This window comes from Streptomyces griseoluteus (assembly GCF_004784465.1).
In the GTDB taxonomy this organism is placed as follows: Bacteria; Actinomycetota; Actinomycetes; order Streptomycetales; family Streptomycetaceae; genus Streptomyces; species Streptomyces griseoluteus.
On record NZ_SRRU01000004.1, the window covers coordinates 126,508 to 148,941 of the forward strand.

19 protein-coding genes are annotated in these 22,434 nt (G+C 71.1%); 9 read left to right on the forward strand and 10 right to left on the reverse strand.

Features of this window, described 5'->3' with window-relative positions; genetic code table 11:
* The 4 genes from cydD to hisC all read right to left on the reverse strand — a co-directional run bounded on the left by cydD (position 1) and on the right by hisC (position 7,432).
* Positions 1–3,549, reverse strand: coding sequence for a thiol reductant ABC exporter subunit CydD (cydD, locus tag E5082_RS12490; protein WP_135791332.1), 3,549 nt, complete (start codon positions 3,547–3,549; stop codon positions 1–3).
* Positions 3,550–3,608: 59 nt separating this feature from the next.
* Positions 3,609–4,613: a cytochrome d ubiquinol oxidase subunit II gene (gene cydB, locus E5082_RS12495; protein WP_135791333.1), complete on the reverse strand. Its 1,005-nt coding sequence runs from the start codon at positions 4,611–4,613 to the stop codon at positions 3,609–3,611.
* A gap of 16 nt (positions 4,614–4,629) precedes the next feature.
* Complete coding sequence (locus E5082_RS12500) at positions 4,630–6,138, reverse strand: cytochrome ubiquinol oxidase subunit I (protein ID WP_135791334.1); 1,509 nt, start codon at positions 6,136–6,138, stop codon at positions 4,630–4,632.
* Between the two features lie 208 nt (positions 6,139–6,346).
* Complete coding sequence (hisC, locus tag E5082_RS12505; protein WP_135791335.1) at positions 6,347–7,432, reverse strand: histidinol-phosphate transaminase; 1,086 nt, start codon at positions 7,430–7,432, stop codon at positions 6,347–6,349.
* Positions 7,433–7,852: 420 nt separating this feature from the next.
* Here hisC and E5082_RS12510 point away from each other — a divergent pair, with 420 nt between their 5' ends.
* The 3 genes from E5082_RS12510 to E5082_RS12520 all read left to right on the forward strand — a co-directional run bounded on the left by E5082_RS12510 (position 7,853) and on the right by E5082_RS12520 (position 11,393).
* Positions 7,853–8,965: a LacI family DNA-binding transcriptional regulator gene (locus E5082_RS12510; RefSeq protein WP_135791336.1), complete on the forward strand. Its 1,113-nt coding sequence runs from the start codon at positions 7,853–7,855 to the stop codon at positions 8,963–8,965.
* A 299-nt stretch (positions 8,966–9,264) separates the two neighbouring features.
* Positions 9,265–10,338, forward strand: a complete 1,074-nt coding sequence (locus E5082_RS12515) for a metallophosphoesterase (protein ID WP_135791337.1) — start codon at positions 9,265–9,267, stop codon at positions 10,336–10,338.
* A 194-nt stretch (positions 10,339–10,532) separates the two neighbouring features.
* Positions 10,533–11,393 carry a hypothetical protein gene (locus E5082_RS12520; RefSeq protein ID WP_135791338.1) on the forward strand — a complete coding sequence of 287 codons (861 nt, stop codon included), beginning with the start codon at positions 10,533–10,535 and terminating at the stop codon, positions 11,391–11,393.
* A 24-nt stretch (positions 11,394–11,417) separates the two neighbouring features.
* On the opposite strand, the gene thiC is transcribed toward E5082_RS12520, so the two are convergent.
* Positions 11,418–13,223, reverse strand: coding sequence for a phosphomethylpyrimidine synthase ThiC (thiC, locus tag E5082_RS12525; RefSeq protein WP_135791339.1), 1,806 nt, complete (start codon positions 13,221–13,223; stop codon positions 11,418–11,420).
* A 236-nt stretch (positions 13,224–13,459) separates the two neighbouring features.
* On the opposite strand from thiC, the gene E5082_RS12530 reads away from it, so the two are divergent.
* The gene (locus E5082_RS12530; RefSeq protein ID WP_135791340.1) at positions 13,460–14,911 is read left to right on the forward strand and encodes a YibE/F family protein; all 1,452 of its coding nucleotides are present in this window, start codon (positions 13,460–13,462) and stop codon (positions 14,909–14,911) included.
* Positions 14,912–15,012: 101 nt separating this feature from the next.
* On the opposite strand, the gene E5082_RS12535 is transcribed toward E5082_RS12530, so the two are convergent.
* The 4 genes from E5082_RS12535 to E5082_RS12550 all read right to left on the reverse strand — a co-directional run bounded on the left by E5082_RS12535 (position 15,013) and on the right by E5082_RS12550 (position 17,281).
* A complete protein-coding gene (locus E5082_RS12535; protein WP_030806138.1) occupies positions 15,013–15,450 on the reverse strand; it encodes an SsgA family sporulation/cell division regulator in 438 nt (145 codons plus the stop codon).
* A gap of 97 nt (positions 15,451–15,547) precedes the next feature.
* Positions 15,548–16,405, reverse strand: a complete 858-nt coding sequence (locus tag E5082_RS12540; RefSeq protein ID WP_229918817.1) for an IclR family transcriptional regulator — start codon at positions 16,403–16,405, stop codon at positions 15,548–15,550.
* 215 nt (positions 16,406–16,620) lie between these two features.
* Positions 16,621–16,833 (reverse strand): DUF5326 family protein, encoded by a 213-nt coding sequence (locus E5082_RS12545; protein WP_030806132.1) that lies wholly within the window; start codon positions 16,831–16,833, stop codon positions 16,621–16,623.
* 130 nt (positions 16,834–16,963) lie between these two features.
* Entirely contained in the window at positions 16,964–17,281 is a 318-nt protein-coding gene (locus E5082_RS12550) for a cupin domain-containing protein (protein ID WP_135791341.1), read from the reverse strand.
* Between the two features lie 60 nt (positions 17,282–17,341).
* Here E5082_RS12550 and E5082_RS12555 point away from each other — a divergent pair, with 60 nt between their 5' ends.
* From E5082_RS12555 to E5082_RS12575, 5 genes are all read left to right on the forward strand, one after another.
* A complete protein-coding gene (locus tag E5082_RS12555) occupies positions 17,342–17,719 on the forward strand; it encodes a phage holin family protein (RefSeq protein ID WP_135791342.1) in 378 nt (125 codons plus the stop codon).
* A gap of 7 nt (positions 17,720–17,726) precedes the next feature.
* Positions 17,727–18,218 carry a low molecular weight protein-tyrosine-phosphatase gene (locus E5082_RS12560; RefSeq protein WP_135791343.1) on the forward strand — a complete coding sequence of 164 codons (492 nt, stop codon included), beginning with the start codon at positions 17,727–17,729 and terminating at the stop codon, positions 18,216–18,218.
* Positions 18,215–19,372, forward strand: coding sequence for a cystathionine gamma-lyase (locus E5082_RS12565; RefSeq protein ID WP_135791344.1), 1,158 nt, complete (start codon positions 18,215–18,217; stop codon positions 19,370–19,372). The genes E5082_RS12560 and E5082_RS12565 overlap by 4 nt, the downstream gene beginning before the upstream one ends.
* Before the next feature lie 194 nt (positions 19,373–19,566).
* A complete protein-coding gene (locus E5082_RS12570) occupies positions 19,567–20,472 on the forward strand; it encodes a LysR family transcriptional regulator (RefSeq protein ID WP_135791345.1) in 906 nt (301 codons plus the stop codon).
* Between the two features lie 89 nt (positions 20,473–20,561).
* The gene (locus E5082_RS12575) at positions 20,562–21,044 is read left to right on the forward strand and encodes an NUDIX domain-containing protein (protein WP_135791346.1); all 483 of its coding nucleotides are present in this window, start codon (positions 20,562–20,564) and stop codon (positions 21,042–21,044) included.
* A gap of 10 nt (positions 21,045–21,054) precedes the next feature.
* Here E5082_RS12575 and E5082_RS12580 read toward each other — a convergent pair whose 3' ends face one another.
* Complete coding sequence (locus tag E5082_RS12580; RefSeq protein WP_135791347.1) at positions 21,055–22,260, reverse strand: globin domain-containing protein; 1,206 nt, start codon at positions 22,258–22,260, stop codon at positions 21,055–21,057.
* Between the last annotated feature and the right edge of the window lie 174 nt (positions 22,261–22,434).

The following is a 22,434-nucleotide window of genomic DNA, read 5'->3' on the forward strand; positions in this document are numbered from 1 at the left end:
TCAGAGCACGACGAGGGCCTCCGCCTCCGCCTCGCGGCGGGCCATCGCGGCCAGCGGGCCTTCCACGGCGAGCAGCTCGGCGTAGGGGCCGCGCTGCACCACGCGGCCCGCGTCGAGGACGAGCACCTCGTCGACCGCGGCGAGACCGGCGAGCCGGTGCGTGATCAGCAGCGTGGTGCGGCCCTCGGTCGCGGCCAGCAGGTCGTCGGTGAGGGCGTCCGCCGTGGGCAGGTCCAGGTGCTCGGCGGGCTCGTCCAGCACCAGCACCGGGAAGTCAGCGAGCAGCGCGCGGGCCAGCGCCAGCCGCTGCCGCTGGCCGCCGGAGAGCCGGGCGCCGTGCTCGCCGACGTGCGTGTCCAGGCCCTCGGGGAGCCCGTCCACCCAGTCCAGCAGCCGGGCCCGCAGCAGCACGTCCCGCAACTCCGCCTCGGTCGCGTCCTTGCGGGCGAGCAGCAGGTTCTCCCGGACGGTGCTGTCGAAGAGGTGGGCGTCCTGGGCGCACAGCCCGACCAGCCGCCGTACCTCGTCACCGTCCATCTCGGCCGCCTCCACCCCGGCCAGCGTGTACGTGCCGGAGCCGGGGCCCAGGAAGCGGAGCAGCACTTGGGCGAGGGTGGTCTTGCCGGAGCCCGAGGGGCCGACCACGGCGATCCGGCGACCCCGGTCCAGGGTGAGGTCGAGCCCGTGGAGGGCGTCCCGGTGCTGGTCCTCGTAGCGGGCGGTCAGGTCGCTCAGCACGAGCGGGAACGGCGAGGCGGGGGCCTCGCGCGGGTGCTCGGGCTCGTGCACCGGCACCGGGGCGTCCAGCACCTCGTAGACCCGCTCGGCGCTGCGGGCGACCCGCTGGCGGTAGCGGACGGCCAGCGGGAGACCGAGCACCGCCTCGAAGGCGGCCAGCGGGGTGAGGACGACCACGGCCACCAGCACGCCGTGGATACGGCCGCCGGCCGCCGCCTGCGCGCCGAGCAGCGCGGCGACGGCGACGGTCAGGCCCGAGATCAGCGCGGTCAGGCCGTCGCCGAGCGCGGTGACCCCGGCCGCGCGGGACGCGATCCGGGTGAGGGTGCCGTCGGCCTTCCGGGTGGCCGCCGTACGCGAGGGCAGCGCACCGGCGACGGTCAGCTCGGCGGTGCCGGTGAGCAGGTCGGTGACACGGGTGGCCAGCACGCCCCGGGCGGGCGCCAGCCGTCGTTCGGTGCGCCGGGCGACCGCCGCGGTGATCAGCGGGACGCCGACTCCGGCGAGCAGGAGGCCGACGGCCAGTGCTGCTCCCGCCTCCGGGAGCAGCCAGGCGGTGAAGCCGACCGAGGCGGCGGAGACGACCACCGCCACACCGGTGGGGAGCAGCCAGCGCAGCCAGTAGTCCTGGAAGGCGTCCACGTCGGCGACGAGCCGGCTGAGCAGATCGCCGCGCCGGGTGCCGCGCAGCCCGGCCGGGGCCAGCCGCTCGAGCCGCTTGTAGACGGCGACGCGGGTGTCGGCCAGCATGCGGAGCACGGCGTCGTGCGACACCAGTCGCTCGCTGTACCGGAAGACCGCGCGGCCGATGCCGAAGAACCGGGTGGCCGTCACCGCGACCAGCAGATAGAGCACCGGCGGCTGCTGTGAGGCGCGGGAGATCAGCCAGCCGGAGGTCGCCATCAGACCGACGGCACAGCCGAGGGCCAGGCTGCCGAGCAGCAGCGCGAAGAGCAGCCGGCCGCGCCGGGCGGCTGCCACGGAACGGACGCGGGCCAGGATGCCCCGTTCCAGGCCCGTCACCTCGGGCGCCGACGCGTCCCGGTCGTCGTCGGCGTCGTCCGGCTCGGGGAAGAAGGCTTCGCCGCCGGCGGGCTCGGGCACGTGCGCGTCCAGCGCGGCGGCGGCGAGTTCGGGGCCGAGCACCTCGGCCATGACCGGCTCGGGCGCGGCGGCCGGCTCGGACAGCTCCAGCCGCACGACCCGGTCGGCGACCTCCAGCAGGGCAGGCCGGTGCACGACGAGCAGCACCGTGCGGCCGACGGAGAGGCGTCGTACCGCCGCGACGACGTCGGCCTCGGTCGCGCCGTCCAGCGCGGCGGTGGGCTCGTCCAGCAGCAGCACCGGCCGGTCGGCGAGGAAGGCGCGGGCCAGGGCGAGCCGCTGCCGCTGGCCTGCGGAGAGCCCGGACCCGTCCTCACCGAGCACGGTGTCGGCGCCCGCGGGGAGCGCGTCCACGAACTCGAGCGCACCGGCGTCCGCCAGCGCCCGGCGTACGGCGGTGTCGTCCGCGTCGGGGCGGGCCAGGCGTACGTTCTCCGCGATGGTCCCGGCGTACAGGTGCGGCCGCTGCGGGACCCAGGCGATCTTGGTGCGCCACTCCTCCAGGTCGAGGTCGGCGAGGTCGGCACCGCCGACGCGGACCTGGCCCTCGGTGGGCCGGACGAAGCCGAGGAGCACGCTGAGCAGGGTGGACTTGCCCGCGCCGCTCGGCCCGATCAGGGCCACGGTCTCGCCGGGTTCCACGGAGAAGGACACATCGGTGACGGCGTCGGCCGAGCGGCCGGGATAGCGGACCGTCACGGAGTCGAAGGCGAGGGAGCCGGCCGGGACGGGCGCGGCACCGGTGGCCGGGACCGGCGTCTCCAGCACGGCGAAGATCTCCTCGGCGGCCGCCAGCCCCTCAGCCGCCGCGTGGTACTGCGCGCCCACCTGGCGCAGCGGGAGGTACGCCTCCGGCGCCAGGATCAGGATGACCAGGCCGATGTACAGGTCCATCCCGCCGTGCACCAGCCGCATGCCGATGGTGACGGCGACCAGCGCGACAGAGAGGGTGGCCAGCAGCTCCAGCGCGAAGGAGGAGAGGAAGGCGATCCGCAGGGTCCGCATGGTGGCGCGGCGGTACTCGCCGGTGATCCTGCGGATGGACTCGGCCTGCGCCTTGGCCCGGCCGAACACCTTCAGCGTGGGCAGCCCCGCGACCACGTCCAGGAAGTGTCCGGAGAGCCGGGACAGCAGCGACCACTGGCGGTCCATCCGGGACTGGGTGGCCCAGCCGATCAGCATCATGAAGACCGGGATGAGGGGGAGGGTGGCGACGATGATCGCCGCCGAGACCCAGTCCTCGGTGACGATCCGCGCCAGTACCGCCACCGGAACGACCAGAGCGAGCCCCAACTGCGGGAGGTACCGCGAGAAGTAGTCGTCCAGGGCGTCGACCCCGCGCGTGGCCAGGGTCACCAGCGAGCCGGTGCGCTGGCCGCTCAGCCAGCCGGGACCCAGCACCGCGGCCCGTTCGACCAGCCGCTCCCGCAGCTCGGACTTCACGGCAGCGCTGGCCTTGTGCGCCGCCAGCTCCGTGAGCCAGGAGACCAACGCCCGTCCACCGGCCACACCGGCCAGCAGGGCCAGCGGCATGACCAGGTCACTTGCCGACTTTCCGTGCTGGAAGGCACCGACCACGACTTCGGCGATCAGCATGGCCTGGGCGATGACCAGGCCGGCGCCGAGCCCGCCCAGGAGGACGACCGCCACCAGGAAGAAACGCGTGGCACCAGCGTAGCGCAGCAGACGGGGATCGATCGGTTTCACGTGAAACGTGTCCTTCAGTCCCGAGAGTGTGTTTCACGTGAAACATACCCTTGAGGCGGTCAGTGTGCGGCTTCGGCGATGTGCTGGGTACCGATGCGCTTGCGGAAGACCCAGTAGGTCCATGCCTGGTAGAGCATGACCAACGGGGCGGCGATGACGGCGCACCAGGTCATGATCTTCAGGGTGTACGGGCTCGACGAAGCGTTGGTGACCGTCAGGCTCCAGTCCGCGTCGAGGGTGGACGGCATCACGTTCGGGAAGAGCGACAGGAAGAGCATCGCCACGGCGGCCGCGATGGTCACCCCGGACAGCGCGAACGCCCATCCCTCCCGCACCCGCCAGATGGCGCCCAGTGCGCCGACCAGGGCGACGGCCGCCACGACGAGGGCGACCAGGCTCGCGCCGTCCCCGCTGTGGAGCTGTGTCCAGACCAGGAAGCCGAGCGCCAGCACGACGGTCACCGGGCCGAGGCGCAGGGCCAGGGTCCGGGCGCGGGTGCGGATGTCGCCGACGGTCTTGAGCGCCGTGAACACCGTCCCGTGGAAGGTGAACAGGGTGAGCGTCACCGCGCCGCCGAGCAGGGCGTACGGGTTGAACAGGTCGGCCAGCCCGCCGACGTACTCGAAGTGCTGGTCGATCTGCACGCCCCGCACGATGTTCCCGAAGGCCACGCCCCAGAGGAACGCCGGGATCAGCGAGGACCAGAAGATGGCCCACTCCCAGTTGCGCTGCCACTTCTCCTCGGGCCGCTTGGCCCGGTACTCGAAGCCAACCCCTCGCACGATCAGGCAGACCAGGATGAGCAGCAGCGGCAGATAGAAGCCGGAGAACAGGGTGGCGTACCACTCCGGGAAGGCGGCGAAGGTCGCACCGCCCGCGGAGAGCAGCCACACCTCGTTGCCGTCCCAGACCGGGCCGATGGTGTTGATCAGCACCCGCCGCTCGGGCCGGTTCCGGGCGAGCAGCCGGGTCAGCACACCGACCCCGAAGTCGAATCCCTCCAGGAAGAAGTAGCCGGTCCACAGCACGGCTATGAGTACGAACCAGATGTCATGCAGTTCCATGGCTGTTCCCCCAGCGCTAGTACGAGAAGGCCATCGGCCGGTCGGCGTCCTGGTGGTCGCCGCCGATCTTCGTGGGCGGGTTGAGGTCGGCCTCGGTCAGCTCCGGGGGTCCGGCCTTGGCGTACTTGACCAGCAGCCGGACCTCGATGACCGCGAGGATCGCGTACAGCGCGGTGAAGACGGCCATGGAGATGGCGACCTCGGTCTGGGAGACACCGGGGGAGACCGCCTGGCGGGTCTGGAACAGGCCGTAGACCACCCAGGGCTGGCGGCCCATCTCGGTGAAGATCCAGCCCCAGGAGTTGGCGATCAGCGGGAAGGCCATCGTCCAGGTGGCCACGCGCCAGAAGCAGTGGGTGAGCTTCGGGCCCAGCGCCCGCCCCCCGAAGAGCACCAGATGCGGCACCTCGTCGTCACCGGTGCGCAGGTGCCCGGGGAGCAGGAACTTCTTCCGGGTCAGCCAGAGCCCGAGCGCCCCGAGGGTGAAGGAGGCCATGCCGAACCCGATCATCCAGCGGAAGCCCCAGTAGGCGGCCGGGATGTTGGGCCGGTAGTCACCGGGCCCGAACTTCTGCTGCTCGGCCTTGTTGACGTCGTTGATGCCGGGGACGTACGAGGTGAAGTCGTCGTTGGCGAGGAAGGACAGCAGGCCCGGCACCTCGACGGCGACGGTGTTGTGGCCCTTGTCCACGTCGCCGTAGGCGAACACCGAGAAGGGCGCGGGCTTCTGACCGTCCCACAGGGCCTCGGCGGCGGCCATCTTCATGGGCTGCTGCTTGAACATCACCTTGCCGAGGGTGTCGCCGCTGATGGCGGTGAGCAGTCCGGCGATGACCACGGTGACCAGGCCGAGGCGCAGCGAGGTCCGCATCACCTTGATGTGCCGGCGCCGGGCCAGGTGGTAGGCGGCCAGGCCCACCATGAAGGCGCCGCCGGTCAGGAAGGCCGCGGAGAGGGTGTGGAACGCCTGGGCGAGCGCGGTGTTCTGGGTCAGCACGGCCCAGAAGTCGGTCAGTTCGGCGCGCCCCCGCTCCTTGTTGATCCGGAAGCCGACGGGGTGCTGCATCCAGGAGTTGGCCGCGAGGATGAAGTACGCCGAGAGGATCGTGCCGATCGAGACCATCCATATGCAGGCCAGGTGGATCTTCTTCGGCAGCTTGTCCCAGCCGAAGATCCACAGCCCGATGAAGGTCGACTCGAAGAAGAAGGCGATCAGCGCCTCGAAGGCCAGCGGGGCGCCGAAGATGTCCCCGACGAAGCGCGAGTACTCCGACCAGTTCATGCCGAACTGGAACTCCTGCACGATGCCGGTGACCACGCCCATCGCGATGTTGATCAGGAAGAGCTTGCCCCAGAACTTGGTGGCCCTGAGGTAGACCTCCTTCTCCGAGCGCACCCAGGCCGTCTGCAGCCCGGCCGTGAGGGCGGCCAGGGAGATCGTCAGCGGGACGAACAGAAAGTGATAGACGGTGGTGATGCCGAACTGCCAGCGCGCCAGGGTCTCCGGTGCCAACGCCAGTTCCACGTCGTCACCCCTCCTTACCTCGCCGTTCCGGTGCGGCCTTCGCCGCTTATGCCCCCCACATATGGAGCAATCCGGTCGGAGCTTGTGAAAGCGTTCACATTCACAAGCCATTATGGCGCACACGTATTCGGCACCCACAAGGGGGGCCCTGCGACGAAGGGCCCCGCCTCCCGGCAGGGCCCCTCACGTCATGGACTGCGGACCGGCGTCAGCCCGCCACCTCGCGGCGGAACGCCTCCGCCGCCTTCAGGAACAGGTCGTTCGCCTCGTTCTCCCCGACCGTCACCCGCACCCCCTCACCGGCGAACGGCCGCACGACCACCCCGTGGTCCTCGCACGCCGCCGCGAAGTCCATGGTCCGCTCCCCCAGCCGCAGCCACACGAAATTGGCCTGCGTCTCGGGAACGGTCCAGCCCTGCGCGCGCAGCGCGTCGACCACCCGGGCACGCTCGCACACCAGGCAGCCGACCCGGCCGAGCAGCGCGTCCTCGGCCTGCAGCGAGGCGATCGCCGCCTCCTGCGCGACATGGCTGACGCCGAACGGCACCGCCGTCTTGCGCAGCGCCGCCGCCACCGGCTCGTGCGCGATGGCGAAACCGACCCGCAGCCCGGCCAGCCCGTACGCCTTGGAGAAGGTGCGCAGCACGCAGACGTTCGGCCGCTCCCGGTACAGCTCGACACCGTCGGGCACCTCGGTGTCCCGGACGAACTCCCGGTACGCCTCGTCCAGCACCACCAGCACGTCCTTCGGCACCCGGTCGAGGAACCGCTCCAGCTCGGCCCTCCGCACCACGGTGCCGGTCGGGTTGTTGGGGTTGCAGACGAAGATCAGCCGGGTCCGCTCGGTGATCGCGTCCGCCATCGCGTCCAGGTCGTGCACATCGCCGGGCGTGAGCGGCACCTCCACAGGCGTGGCCCCGCTGATCCGCGTGATGATCGGGTACGCCTCGAAGGAACGCCAGGCGTAGATGACCTCGTCGCCCGCACCACTGGTCGCCTGCACGAGCTGCTGGGCCACGCCGACCGAGCCGGTGCCCGTGGCCAGGTGGGAGACCGGGACGCCGAAACGCTCCGCCAGCTCGGCCATCAGACCGCCGCACGCCATGTCGGGGTAGCGGTTGAACTCGGTCACGGCCGCCGCCACCCGCTCCATCACACCCGGCAGCGGGGGATAGGGGTTCTCGTTGGAGGACAGCTTGAAGGCGACCGGACCCTCGGCCGAGGCGGGCTTGCCCGGCTTGTAGGTGGGGATACCCTCCAGCTCGGCGCGCAGCTTGGGGCTCGTCTCGCTCACCGCAGTCCTCCTCGCGACCACCGGCGGACCGTCGACGCCGCCGGCATCCAATGCTCCTCACCTTATGAGGATTCGGCGCGCTTGCGTACCGGTGCGTCCCCGCTTCCGCGGCGCCGGGGACATCTCGGGGGCCGCGCCGGGCGACTGGCTGCGCTTTAGGGGGCGCACCGCGCATTTGTCCATGCGCCGGTAGCTCGCGCCGTGGCGCGCATCCCCCGTGAAGGTGAGTTGAGACCTCTTCGAGACATGGAGCCCTTGGCAGGCCCACGCGCGTCGACAAGACACGTACTGCCATTGGACCGGCCAACTGACTTGCTTTCAAAGGTGGTTGGGGTCTGACGACCATGCAGAAACGTGCCTGTCAACGCATGCATATGCGTCCGCCCTACCCCACCGGAAGAGCCCTACTATCGGCTCGCCATGACAGCAGCAGGGAAGCACCAGGTGAGCCGCGCGGAAACCTCCCGGCGGGGCAGCCGGCCCGGACGGGCCGGCATCAGAGACGTGGCCGCCGCCGCCGGGGTCTCCATCACAACCGTCTCCGACGCCCTCAACGGCAAGGGGCGGCTCCCGGACGCCACCCGCCGCCATGTCCGCGAGGTCGCCGACCGACTGGGCTACCGGCCCTCGGCCGCCGCCCGCACCCTCCGTACCGGCAAGTCCGGCCTGATCGGCCTGACCGTGACCACGTACGGGGATGAACCTTTCACCTTCACCGAGTTCGCGTACTTCGCCGAGATGGCACGGGCCGCAACCTCCGCCGCGCTCGCCCGCGGCTACGCCCTGGTCATCCTGCCCGCGACCTCCCGGCACGACGTGTGGTCCAACGTCGCTCTGGACGGGACGGTCGTCATCGACCCCTCCGACCAGGACCCGGTCGTCAGCGAACTGGTCCGGCAGGGTTTACCGGTCGTCTCCGACGGCCGCCCAGCCGGCTCCCTCCCGGTCACCGCCTGGGTGGACAACGACCACGAGGCCGCCGTCCTCGGCATCCTCGACCACCTCGCCGCCGCCGGGGCCCGGCGCATCGGTCTGCTCACCGGCACCACCACGGACACGTACACGCACCTGTCCACCACCGCCTATCTGCGCTGGTGCGAGCGGGTCGGCCAGGACCCGGTCTACGAGGCGTACCCGGCGCACGACCCGTGTGCGGGCGCCGTCGCCGCCGACCGGCTGCTCGCCCGCCCCGACCGCCCGGACGCCGTCTACGGCCTCTTCGACCCCAACGGCACCGACCTGCTCGCCGCCGCCCGGCGCTACGGCCTGCGCGTCCCGGACGACCTGCTGCTGGTGTGCTGCAGCGAGTCCACCGTGTACGCCACCACCGAGCCCCCCATCACCACGCTCTCGCTGAAGCCGCGCCGCATCGGCACGGCGGTCGTGCAGCTCCTCATCGACGCCATCGAGGGGGTCGAGTCGGACCAGCCGGTCGAGCAGGTGATACCGACGGAGCTGATCGTGCGCACCTCTTCCCAGCGCCGTCCGCCGCGCACCACGGTCAGCCCGCCGCGGGTGCCGGAGCGGGGCTGACGGAGAACCGGCCCGAGGGGGGTCCGGAGAGGTCCGCGAGGTGTGGCGGGGTCCGCCGCGCCTCGGCGAACCGGGGCGGACGACCGCCCGGCGACCAGCCGATCCCGGGCGGGCAACCGACCGGACTCCTGCCCAATCGGGACGAAAGCCCCAGCGATCAGGAACCTCACCGTGATTCACCACCCCTGGGTCATCACATGGCGCGACGCGCATTCCTATGATGGGCGCACGACACCGCGGGCCGCTGCGACCAGGCAGTCCGAAGCGGTGCAGCTTCGGCGCGATGGTGGAGGGGTCTGATGACTCAGGGGGCCGGTCTGGGACCCGAGACGGAGCGTACGGCGACGTTGCGCGACTTCCGGGTGCCCGCGTACGTCCATGAGACCGGTCCGTACGCCGACGTGCACCCCGGTGACGTCGTCCCTCCGCACGAGGAGGAGCACCCCGACGGGTACACCCCGACCGAGCGCGACCTGCCGGTCATCCGGCGCGGCGACACCCTCCCGCCGCCCGTCGAGCCCGCTCCCGCCCCGGCGCCGCAGCCCGAAGAGGGCCCCGGTCCGCTGTTCGTCGTGGGCGACGTCCACGGCTACATCGAGGAGCTGCTGAGCGCGCTGCGGGAGAAGGGCCTGGTCGACGAGGAGGGCCAGTGGTGCGCGGGCACCGCCCGGCTGTGGTTCCTCGGCGACTTCACCGACCGGGGCCCGGACGGCATCGGCGTCATCGACCTGGTGATGCGGCTGTCCGCCGAGGCCGCGGCGGCCGGCGGCTACTGCAAGGCGCTCATGGGCAACCACGAACTGCTGCTGCTGGGCGCCAAGCGGTTCGGCGACACCCCGGTCAACTCCGGCGCGGGCACCGCCACCTTCCAGGCGGCCTGGCTGCTCAACGGCGGCCAGAAGACCGACATGGACCGCCTCCAGGACCACCACCTCCAGTGGATGGCCCGGCTGGACGCGGTCGAGGAGGTCGACGGCCATCTGCTGCTCCACTCCGACACCACCGCCTACCTCGACTACGGCGACTCGATCGAGGCGGTCAACGACACCGTCCGCGACGCGCTGACCCGCAACGACGCGGACGAGGTCTGGGACCTGTTCCGCAAGTTCACCAAGCGCTTCTCCTTCCGCGACGAGGGCGGCGCCGACGCGGTGCGCTCCCTCCTGGATACGTACGGCGGCTCCCGGGTCGTTCACGGCCACAGCCCGATTCCCTATCTGCTCGGCCAGGTCGGTTCCGAGGAGGGCGAGGAGCGGGGCGAGCCCCACGTCGAGGGCCCGCACGTCTACGCCGACGGCCTCGCCATCGCCATGGACGGCGGCGTGACCATGGCCGGAAAGCTGCTGGTCCAGCAACTCCCGCTGGACGCCTGACCCTTCACCGCGTCGCCCGGCCCCCGGCCGGAGCGGCGCGGAAGGGGCACCGGGCATCGCCCCAATTTCCGGCAACCCCCTGTCACCGCGCGGTATGACAGCTCTACCATCGGCTTATCCGTAGCAGGCTCCCCTCCGTTTCTGCCCGACGGCTCGTCCCCATGCGAGCCCCAAGCCCTACGGAGCATCGGGGGATGCACATGAACAGCGTTCCGCAGCACCTGCTGAGCGAGGACCGCCGGGAATTCGAGCGGCTCCTCGATGAGGCGCTGCGCTCCGCACCGGACCACCCGGAGCTGTCCGGCATCGGACAGCGGCTCAACCCCGAGCAGTTGCGCACGATGGCGCTCAGCGCCACGGCCCTCATCACGGCGGCGGCCGCCGCCGAGTACCAGCACTACGTCAAGGTCCGCGAGGAGCTGCGCCATCCGGCGCCGGCCGCCGAGACGGCCGTCGCCGAAGCCGCCCCGGCGGAGACGGAGTCGGGCGCACTCGGGCTCGCCGCCGCCCTCGGGGAGACGGCCGAGGGCGCCGGTGCGGGCGCCAGCGCGATGGTCGCCGTGCTCGCCCCCGTGCTCGCCGGGACGGCCGCCGTGATCTTCCTGCTGGTCGGCTACCTCCTGCGGATGGTCGCCCCCGGCCAGCAGTTCGGCCGGACCATGGTCACCGTCGGCTGGGTCTTCGGCGCCGTGGCGGCGGCGGCGATCCTGGCCGCCGGGGTGGCGCTGCTGCTCACCGCGCTGCGCAACAGCTCCTCCGCCGAGGCCGCCGCCCAGGCGGAGGCCCGTGAGGCGGTGGCACGGGCGGGCGAGGAGTGGCGGGACGCCCTGCTGGAACGCGGCATCCTGCCCTTCCTCCGCGACGCCCTCGCCCAGCCCGGCGCCCCCGCCGCCCAGCCCCTGCCGGCCCCCGGCCCGAGCCGGATGCCCCGCCTCGGCTACGGCCGCCCCGGCTTCACCAGCCCCGACGACGGCACGGCCACCGACCGGCCCCGCTTCAGCAGCCCGGACTACTCGAGCCCGGACTTCGGCGGGCCGGAACACCAGCCGGACTGAGCATCCGGCCGGCGTCCCGTATGACTAGGGCCGGTCCTCCGCGATCGGCAGGTAGACCCGGTTGCCCGTGGCCGCGAACTCCAGGGACTTCCTGGCCATGCCCTCCTCGATCTCGGCCCGGTTGCCGCCGTGTTCGCGCCGGATGTCCTGCGAGATCTTCATGCTGCAGAACTTCGGCCCGCACATGGAGCAGAAGTGGGCCGTCTTGGCGGGCTCGGCGGGCAGCGTCTCGTCGTGGAACTCCCGTGCCGTGTCCGGGTCCAGGGCGAGGTTGAACTGGTCCTCCCACCGGAACTCGAAGCGGGCGTCCGAGAGTGCGTCGTCCCACTCCTGGGCGCCGGAGTGCCCCTTGGCGAGGTCGGCCGCATGGGCGGCGATCTTGTAGGTGATGACGCCGGTCTTGACGTCGTCCCGGTTCGGCAGGCCCAGGTGTTCCTTGGGCGTGACGTAGCAGAGCATCGCCGTGCCCCACCAGGCGATCATCGCGGCGCCGATGCCGGAGGTGATGTGGTCGTAGGCCGGCGCGACGTCGGTGGTCAGCGGGCCGAGCGTATAGAACGGAGCCTCATCGCAGATCTCCTGCTGAAGGTCGATGTTTTCCTTGATCTTGTGCATCGGGACATGACCGGGGCCCTCGATCATCGTCTGTACATCGAAACGCCTGGCGATCCGGTTGAGTTCCCCGAGCGTGCGCAACTCCGCGAACTGCGCCTCGTCGTTGGCGTCCGCGATGGAACCGGGCCGCAGGCCGTCACCGAGCGAGTAGGTGACGTCGTAGGCGGCGAGGATCTCGCAGAGTTCCTCGAAGTTCTCGTACAGGAACGACTCCTTGTGGTGCGCCAGGCACCAGGCGGCCATGATCGAGCCGCCGCGCGAGACGATGCCCGTCTTCCGGTTCGCCGTGAGCGGGACGTACGGCAGCCGCACACCGGCGTGCACCGTCATGTAGTCCACGCCCTGTTCGGCCTGCTCGATCACCGTGTCCTTGTAGATCTCCCAGGTCAGCTCCTCGGCCCGGCCGTCGACCTTCTCCAGCGCCTGGTAGAGCGGCACGGTGCCGATGGGTACGGGGGAGTTGCGCAGCACCCACTCGCGGGTGGTGTGGATGTTGCGGCCGGTGGAGAGGTCCATGACCGTGTCCGCGCCCCAGCGGGTCGCCCACGTCATCTTCTCCACCTCCTCCTCGATCGAGGAAGTGACGGCCGAATTGCCGATGTTGGCGTTGACCTTCACCAGGAACCGCTTGCCGATGATCATCGGCTCGATCTCCGGGTGGTTCACATTGGCAGGCAGCACGGCGCGGCCGGCCGCGATCTCGTCGCGGACCACCTCGGGAGCGACGTTCTCCCGGAGTGCCACGAACTCCATCTCCGGCGTGATCTCCCCCTGGCGGGCGTACGCGAGCTGGGTGACCGCCCGGCCCGCGCGTCCGCGCCGGGGCTGCCGGGGCCGTCCCGGAAAGACGGCGTCCAGGTTGCGCAGCCCGCCGCGCGGCGAGGTGTGCTTGAGCCCGTCGTCCTCGGGGCGGACCGGACGGCCCGCGTACTCCTCGGTGTCGCCACGGGCGACGATCCAGTTCTCCCGCAGCGGGGCGAGCCCCCGGCGGACATCGGTGTCGGCTTCCGGATCGGTGTACGGGCCGGAGGTGTCGTACAGCGTGACCGACCGCCCGTTGGTGAGATGCACCTGACGGACCGGCACGCGCAGGTCGGGGCGCGAACCCGCGACATACGCCTTGTGCCAGCCGATGGACTTCCCAGTCTCCTCGCCCGGCGAGCTGTTCGTCGCGTTCTGCGTGGAGGCAGGCGTGCGTGCGTCCTTGTTGGTCATGAGACCTACTCCCTACGCCGGCATTACCCGGTAACAGGTTCGGCGGTCGACGCAGCGATTCCCGTCCGCAGATGTTCACGGGGAACCACGTTCCACGTGAAACATCGCAACGACAGAGGTCAGCGCCCTCTCAGCCCGGTGCTCCGAGCTCCCGCGTGTGCAAAGGTGCCTCCACGCTAGCGCCCCATGTGACGGGATGAACAGTGGGCCTCCCCCGTTCTTGCAATGATCGGGCCGTGACCACGACACAGCAGCCTCCCTACCCTCCTCCCGGCCCACCCCACCGGCCCGGCCCCGGACCAGGTCCCGGCGACGGGGGTGGACATGGGCACGGGCACGATGGGCATGGGCACGGTGGGCATGGCGGGCACGGCTCTGGGGGCGGTCACGGCCACTCCCACAGCCACGGCCCCGCCGCGCCGGTGTCCAAGCATCTGCGCAAGGTCATCGCGGCCATCCTGATCCCGTTCAGCGCGGCCGTCGTGGTGGGTCTGGTGGTGCTCTGGCCCGGAGGCGCGCCCCCGCACCAGCGCACCGGCGTGGGCTTCGACCGCCAGACGCAGCAGGCCACCGTCACCACGGTGACCTCCGTGAGCTGCCAGGTCGGTGGCGCGGGCGGGCAGGCCCCTGTCGGCGATCCCTCCGCCACGGGCGGCGATCCCTCAGCCCAGGGGGACAAGAAGGGCCCCTGCAAGAAGGCCACGGTCCGGGTCGACACCGGTAAGGACAAGGGCCGCACCTTCACCGAGCTGGTGCAGCCGGACCAGACACGGCAGTTGCACCAGGGCGACAAGGTCGTGGTCGCCTACGAGCCCAAGGCGCCGAAGGAACTCCAGTACGCGGTCACGGATCTGGACCGCAAGTTCCCCATGGCCCTGCTCGCCGGGATCTTCGCGGTCGCCGTCGTGGTGGTGGGCCGGCTGCGCGGCGTCATGGCGCTGGTGGCCCTGGCCGTCAGCTTCCTGGTGCTGACCCTGTTCATCCTGCCCGCGGTGCTCCAGGGCTCGGACCCGCTGCTGGTGGCGGTGGTCGGGTCGAGCGCGATCATGCTCATCGCCCTGTACATGTGCCACGGCCTCTCCGCGCGGACCTCCGTCGCGGTGCTCGGCACGCTGGTCTCGCTGCTGCTGATCGGCCTCCTCGGCTCGCAGTTCATCGGCTGGGCCGCGCTCACCGGCAACACGGACGACAACACCGGCCTGATCCACGGGCTCTACCCGTCGATCGACATGAGCGGTCTGCTGCTCGCGGGCGTCATCATCGGCTCGCTGGGCGTGCTGGACGATGTGACGGTCACCCAGACCTCGGCCGTGTGGGAGCTGCACGAGGCCAACCCCTCGATGGGCTGGCGCGGGCTGTACCGGGCGGGCATCCGCATCGGCCGCGACCACATCGCGTCCGTCGTCAACACCCTCGTCCTCGCCTACGCGGGCGCCGCGCTGCCTCTCCTGCTGCTGTTCTCCATCGCGCAGAGCGGGGTGGGTACAGTGGCCACCAGCGAGCTGGTCGCGGAGGAGATCGTGCGCACGCTGGTCGGCTCGATCGGCCTGGTCGCCTCCGTGCCGGTCACCACCGCGCTCGCCGCCCTGGTCGTCTCGGCGGACCGCCCCACCCCCGGTACGGCCGCTGCGGCGGGCGCCCAGCCCGTCGCGGCCTCGGGCGGCCGGGGGCGGCGTCGGAAGCGTTGAGCGGGGCGCCGGGGGCGTCGGACCCCGAGCCCTTGCAGAAGCGTTTCTTCAAAGGTTCACGGAGCCTGGTCGAGCGCCTGGCTCCCCTCGGCCCCGCCACTTCAGCCCGCGCTCTGCTCCTCGGCCAGGATGCGGCCCAGCGCCTCGTCGAGGTGGGTGTCGAAGTCGGCCAGCGCACCCTCCTGCCCGAGCGGCACCAGCTTGTCGGTGCGGTCGAGGAACGCCACGAGCGGCGGCGTGGAGGAGCGGAACAGCGCCTGGTCGCCGCCCACCTGAAGGCGGATCAGCACCTCGCCCAGCACCTCGCAGTCGACGGGGGAGATGTGCACATCCCCCTCGCCGCACGGCCGGCCGACTCCGTCGATCATCAACTCCCGGCCGAAGACCCAGGTCACCGGGGCGTCACCGGGCAGATGGAAGGTGAGCCGCACCGCGTAGGGATCACTCGTCTCGTAGCGCAACTCCACCGGAATACGGAAGGAAAGCTCCTCCGAGACGAGAAAGCTCATCATGACTTCTGCCTGTACGGACTCGCGCATCGCCTACCCCGTCATAAGACATCGACTGGCCGGGTTTAATCCCTGACTGGGGTCAAATCTAGCTGAACGTACATGGCAGATCACAAGGAGTGAGTTTTCAGATGCTGATAGAGAGCGCCAGTGCGCCCATGTGGCGGCCCATTTCCGCCTGCAACCTCCTTGTCATGCACGGGAGTTGATCCGCCTGACGGGTCGGGAGGGAAATCGCCATCGTCGCCGCGGTTGTACCGACAGTGATCGGCACTGCCGCGCAGACTGCGCCAAGAGCGTACTCCTGCCGCTCCATCACCGGTTCCATGCGCCGGGTCCTGGCCAGCCGCCTGAGCAGGGCATCGTTGTCGCGGACCGTGTACGGGGTCAGGGAGCGGACCGGGTAGCGCGCGAGGTGGTCGCGGCGGGCGTCGTCGTCCAGTTGGGAGAGCAGGCATTTCCCTACGGCGTGGGCGTGTCCCGTCTCGCGGAAGTCGGCCCACTCGGCGACCGCCGGCGTCTCCCGTGAGTCGGCCACGCACATGACCTCGATCTCGCCGTCCCGGTACATCGCGTAGTACACCGGGGCGCCGATCGCATCGCGCCAGTGCGCGAGGGTGTCGGTCACCGTGCTGCGACGTTTCTGCTGCGCTCCGCTGCTACTGAGCCGGTCCGCCGCGTCGCCGAGGAAGAACCGCCCCTTGTCCCGGCGCAGATAGCCCTCGTGCACCAGGGTGCGCAGCAGGTGGTACGCCGTGGGGAGCGCGAGCCCCGTCTCGCGGGCCAGTTGCTTGGCGGGGGCGCCGTACTCGTGCGCGGCGACCGTCTCCAGCAGGCGCATCGCGCGCTGGACGGACCCGATGAGGGTCGCGGAATGCTTGTCGGGGGCGGTGGCGGCGGGTGGCCGCTGCATCGGGGGCGCGCAGGACCGCGCGGGAGCCGGGGGTGCGTGGGGTCCTGCCGGGGCGGTGTCGACCGTGGCCAAGGATTTACTCCCGAAGCGCGGAGGTGGGGGCGGCCCGTGCGGGGTGGACACGGGTGGGGTGCGTGCCGCCCGTGGGGTTCGGGGCCCCACGGGAGTTCCGGACTCTAACCGTCCACCACCGCGCGCGGACGGCCTGCCGGGGAAACTTCCCTCCCCCGAGGGAACCGGCGTTCCGTGTTACCGCCCCGTGTTCCGCTCCCCGTCACCCCCGCGCCTCACCAGTCGCCGCGCGAGGAGGAGCCCGCCGTGAACTTCCGCACCACGTAGATGAGTCCGCCGACCAGGGCGACGAAGAGCAGGAGCTTGAACAGCAGGCCGATCAGGAAGCCGACCACGGTCGCTATCAGGCCACCGAACACCACCAGCGCGATGACCGGCACCGCGACCCACTTCACCCACCACGGCAAGCCCGTGAAGATCTCTCGCATCGCCCTGTCCTTTGCGCTAGCGGTTCTCGATGTCCCGCTTCGATGCTAGGGCCGGCGAGGGCCTCCGTGGGGGTGTCGCACCCCTTGTCGTCCCCTGATCCATCCCCTAGGGAACCCTGAGACCCGACCCTCAGCCCTCGGGGGGCGAGAACACCACCAGGACCCGAAGATCCTCGCTGATGTGGTGGAACTTGTGGGACACCCCGGCGGGCACGTAGATCACGCTGCCCCGCGCGACCTCGGTGGTCTCCAGTCCGACCGAGACCGAGGCCCGGCCGCTGACCACGAAGTACACCTCGTCCTGGGAGTGGGGGTTCTGGGGGTCGTGAGACCCGGCGTCGAGCGCGTACAGGCCGACCGACATGTTCCGCTCCCGCAGGAACTGGAGGTAGGCGCCATCGTTCGCGGCGCGCTCCGCCTCCAGATCGTCCAGCCGGAATACCTTCATCGCCGTCGTCCGCCCTTGCCGCGCCGCCCACTCTGATCCTGGTCTGCAACGATCAGACACATGAAGAATCTCCTAGTCAAGACGATCGCCAACGCGGGCGCCCTCGCGGTCGCCGTGTGGCTCCTCGACAAGATCACCCTCACCGGTGACAGCACGGGCAAGAAGGTCGGCACGCTGATCGTGGTCGCGCTGGTCTTCGGGCTGGTGAACCTTCTGGTCAAGCCGGTGGTGAAGGTGCTCACCTTCCCGCTGTTCATCCTGACCCTCGGCCTGATCACCCTGATCGTCAACGCGCTGATGCTGCTGCTGACCTCGTGGGTGTGCGGGCAGCTCGACCTGAGTTTCCACGTGGAGGGGTTCTGGACGGCCGTGCTCGGCGGTCTGATCATCTCCATCGTCTCCTGGGCGCTGAACCTCGTCCTGCCCGACGAGGACTGATCCGGTCATGGCCTACCGCGTGTGTTTCGTGTGCACCGGCAACATCTGCCGCTCCCCGATGGCCGAGTCGGTCTTCCGGGCGCGCGTCGCCGAGGCGGGGCTCGGCGGCCTGATCGAGGCCGACAGCGCCGGCACCGGCGGCTGGCACGAGGGCGATGCCGCCGACCCGCGCGCCGTCTCGGTCCTCGACGAGCACGGCTACGGCACCGAGCACATCGCGAGGCAGTTCCAGCCGTCCTGGTTCGGCCGGCTCCACCTCGTGATCGCCCTCGACACCGGCCACCTCAAGGTCCTGCGCCGCCTCGCCCCCACCGAGGAGGACGCCCGCAAGGTGCGCCTGCTGCGTTCGTACGACCCGTCGGCCGGCGCCGACCTCGATGTCCCGGACCCTTATTACGGGGGCCGCGACGGCTTCGAGGAGTGCCTTGAGATGGTGGAGGCGGCGAGCGCCGGACTGCTCGACTCCGTACGCGAACATCTGGAGGAACGGCCCGTATGAACGACACTGCCGCACACCCGGACTCCCCCGGCGACGGCACCCGCGCCGTTCGCGCCGGTCTTCCCGAGCCGGTGAAGCACGAGCCGACCCTGCCGGGGCCGGTCTTCGCCGCGCACTTCCACCTGCCCGGCGAGGTGAGCGGCCCGTACTCCTACGGCCGCGACGGCAACCCCACCTGGACCCTGCTGGAGCGGGCCATCGGCGAGCTGGAGGTGCCCGGTGCCGACGACGCCGAGACGCTGGTGTTCGCCTCCGGCATGGCGGCGATCTCGGCCGTGCTCTTCTCCCAGCTCAAGACCGGCGACACCGTCGTGCTGCCCTCGGACGGCTACCAGGCGCTCCCCCTGGCCCGGGCCCAGCTCGAGGCGTTCGGCATCGAGGTGCGCACGGCGCCCACCGGCGGTGACGCCCAGCTCGACGTGCTCGACGGGGCGAAGCTGCTGTGGATCGAGTCGCCGTCCAACCCCGGGCTCGACGTGTGCGACATCCGGCGGCTGGTGGAGGAGGCCCACGCCCGCGGTGCGCTGGTGGCCGTGGACAACACCCTCGCCACGCCGCTCGGGCAGCGTCCGCTGGAGCTGGGCGCCGACTTCGCCGTGGCCAGCGGCACCAAGCAGCTCAGCGGGCACGGCGACGTCCTGCTGGGGTACGTCGTCGGCCGCGCGGGCGAGCCGATGGACGCGGTGCGCCGCTGGCGGAAGATCGTCGGGGCCATCCCCGGCCCGATGGAGGCGTGGCTCGCCCACCGCTCGATCGCCACGCTCCCGCTGCGCGTCGACCGGCAGAACGCCACGGCGCTCGCGGTGGCCGAGGCGCTGCGCGGCCGCCCCGAGGTCTCCGGCCTGCGGTATCCGGGGCTGCCCGACGACCCGTCGCACGAGGTCGCCGCGCGGCAGATGCGCCGCTTCGGATGCGTGGTCTCCTTCACGCTGCCCACGCAGGAGCACGCCGAGCGGTTCCTGGAGGCGTTGCGGCTGGTCGAGGACGCGACGAGCTTCGGCGGGGTGCGGTCCACGGCCGAGCGGCGTGGCCGCTGGGGCGGAGACGCGGTGCCGGACGGGTTCATCCGCATGTCGGTCGGGGCCGAGGACGCCGAGGACCTGGTGGCGGACGTGCTGCGGGCCCTGGACAAGTCCGCCGAGTCCGCCGGCTGAAAGCGGTGCGGACGGTCCGAGCCTCCCCCCTCGTGGCTCGGACCGTCCCCGGTTCCGCGCGCGAAGAACCGCGCCAACAAGGTTAGTTGACTCTGCGTCAGTGTCCAATCACGGTAACGACAGAGACCTATCGACTTATTTATAGTTGGGGCCTGCCCGGCCTGCCCGAGGAGGCAGGGAAAGGGGGCCCCACAATGGACCTGGCCCTGCTGCGGACCTTCGTCACCGTGCACCGGGCCGGCTCCTTCACCCGCGCCGCCGCGCTGCTGGGCCTCTCCCAGCCCGCCGTCACCTCTCAGATCCGCACGCTGGAGCGCCAGCTCGGCCGCCCCCTCTTCCTGCGCCAGGCACGCGGGGTGACTCCCACGACCATCGGCGACGAACTGGCCCACAAGGCCGCGCCCCATCTCGACGCCCTGGTCGAGATAGCCGAGAGCGGCCTGGACGACGAGTCCTCGCTGCGCACCCTGCATCTGGCCGGACCTCCGGAGTTCACCACCGAACGCGCCCTACCCGCCCTGACGGAGCTGACCGGCGCCGACGGCCAGGGCTTCGCCCTCCGCGCCTCTTTCGGCACGGCGGAGGAAGTCCTGGAAGGGCTGGCGGCGGGCCATCACGAGCTGGCCATCAGTACGGTCCGACCGCGCGGTGCCCTGCTGAGCGCGAGCCCGCTCTGGGACGAGGAGCATGTGCTGGTCGCCGCCCCGCGCTGGGCCGAGCGGCTCGGGCCGGACGCGCTGGGGGGGACGGGGGCGGCCGCGCTGAAGAACCTGCCCGTGGTCGAGGTCCACGAGTCGCTGCCCTTCGTCACGCGCTACTGGACCTGCGTGTTCGACACCCGTCCGGGCGCCTCGGGGACGGTCATCGTGCCGGACCTGCGCGCGGTGCTGGCCTGTGCTGCCTCGGGGGCGGGGCTCGCGGTGCTGCCCCGCTATCTGTGCGCCGCCGCCCTCGACCGGGCCGAGTTGGTCCTGCTGCACGACCCGGCCGTGCCGCCACTGCGGACCTACTTCCTGGTGGTGCGAACCGGTTCGCTGGCGCTGCCGCATGTGACGCGGGCGCACGAGTGGCTCCAGCGGGCCGCCTCACAGTGGTGCTGAGCGGGCATTCCTCCGCGAATGCCTCCCCGCGACGAGTCCGGGGCCGCCCGCGATGTTTCACGTGGAACCGGCCGGGCCACATTGTTCCCATGACCGTCCGACCCGTGGTCAAGCGCACCGCCCGCGCCGTTCTGCTGGACGGTGACGACCTGATCCTGATCAAGCGCACCAAGCCCGGTGTCGATCCCTACTGGGTCACCCCCGGTGGCGGCGTCGAGGCCGAGGACCCGACCGTCGTCGACGCCCTGCACCGCGAGGTGTACGAGGAACTCGGCGCCAAGATCTCCGATGTCGTGCCCTGCTTCGTGGACACCGTGGAGCACATCGGCGAGGACGGCGGCGCGACCGGCGTGAAGGTTCAGCACTTCTTCGTCTGCCGCCTGGAGTCCATGAACCCCTCGCTCCGCCACGGCCCCGAGATGGAGGAGCCGGCCGGGGAGTACGAGATCGTCCGCATCCCGTTCAACCGGGTCGGCATCGCCTCCGTCCACCTCGTCCCGCTGTCGCTGCGGCACTACCTGGACGGCAACATCGAAGGCGTCCGCGCGATGCACGCCCCCGACCTCGGCTGACCAGGGCCGCTCAGGAGCCGATGACCACCAGGTCGTCGACCGGGTCGTGGCGTATGCGGCGCGCCGGCACGCCGAGCGCCTGCAACACGGAGACACCGCTGCGGATCATGCCCGGCGGGCCGGAGAGATAGGCGTCGTAGTCCCGCCAGGGGCCGCCCGCCCGCACGGCGTCGTGCAGATGGCGGTCCTCCCGGTCGATGACCGAGCGAACGGATATCCAGGGATGGGCCTGCCGCAGCCGGAGCAGGGTGTCGATGTCGTACAGGTCGTGGTCGTTGCGGGCGCCGAAGAAAACCTCGACCGGGCGGCGCGCGCCGTACTCGGCGACCTCCTCGACCATGGCCTTGATAGGGGCTATGCCGGTGCCGCCGCCCAGGCAGAGCAGGCCGCTGTCGGTGGCGTGGTCGACGCTCATCGAGCCGACCGGCGGCCCGAGACGCACCACGTCACCTGGGCAGGCGCGGTGCACCAGGGCATGGGAGACCCAGCCCGCCGGAACCGCCCGCACATGGAAGGTGAGCAGGCCGTCGGCGCGGGGCGCGGAGGCGAAGGAGTAGTGCCGCCACACACGCGGCCACCAGGGCGTCTCGACGCTCGCGTACTGCCCGGCCAGGAAGGGGTACGGCTGGTCGGGACGCAGTGTGATCACGGCGACGTCGGGGGTGCGCAGGTCGTGGGTCACGACCTCGGCGTGCCACCAGGGCGGAGTGGCCCGCCCGTCCGTCTCGGCGGCCTCGATCATGACCTGGGAGATGGTCGCGTAGACCCGGCCCCAGGCCGCCTCCGTCTGCGGGTTCCAGGTGTGGGTGGCGTACGCGCTCAGGGCGCCGATCAGACACGCGCCGACGGCCGGATAGTGCTCGGGCCGGGTGCCGTACTTGCGGTGGCCCCGGCCGAGGGTGCGCAGGTAGTCGACGAGTACCGGGGCGTTGTCGATGTGTTCCGCCGCGGTGAGCAGGGCACGCAGCAGCCGGTCCCGCTGGGTGTCCATGGCGGGCGGGAACAGGGGACGCAGCTCCGGGTGGCGAACGAAGAGCAGGGCGTAGAAGTAGGAGGTGACCTTGTCGGCCAGGGGCGCGATCTCCGCCATCGTGCGGCGGATGAGCAGCGCGTCCCAGGATGCCCGCGCGCGGGAAGGCGCGGCTGCGTGCCGTGGCCGTCGGCCGACGCCGTCCGCCGGGCCGTCGTCCCCCGATGGAGTGGCCGGAGCTTCCATGTGTGCCCTCGCTCGCACTCTTGCGGCGGTCTGCGCTCTCCCCCTCGGAAGCGCGTGATCCCCGCCGGGGCGGAGGACCGCAGCACTCGTTCCGCAGCGTGGCACCGTGGGCCGGTATCGCGTCCCATTAACCGGAAAGACGGCTGTGGCGGGCTTCGTCCGATTACGCTGTTG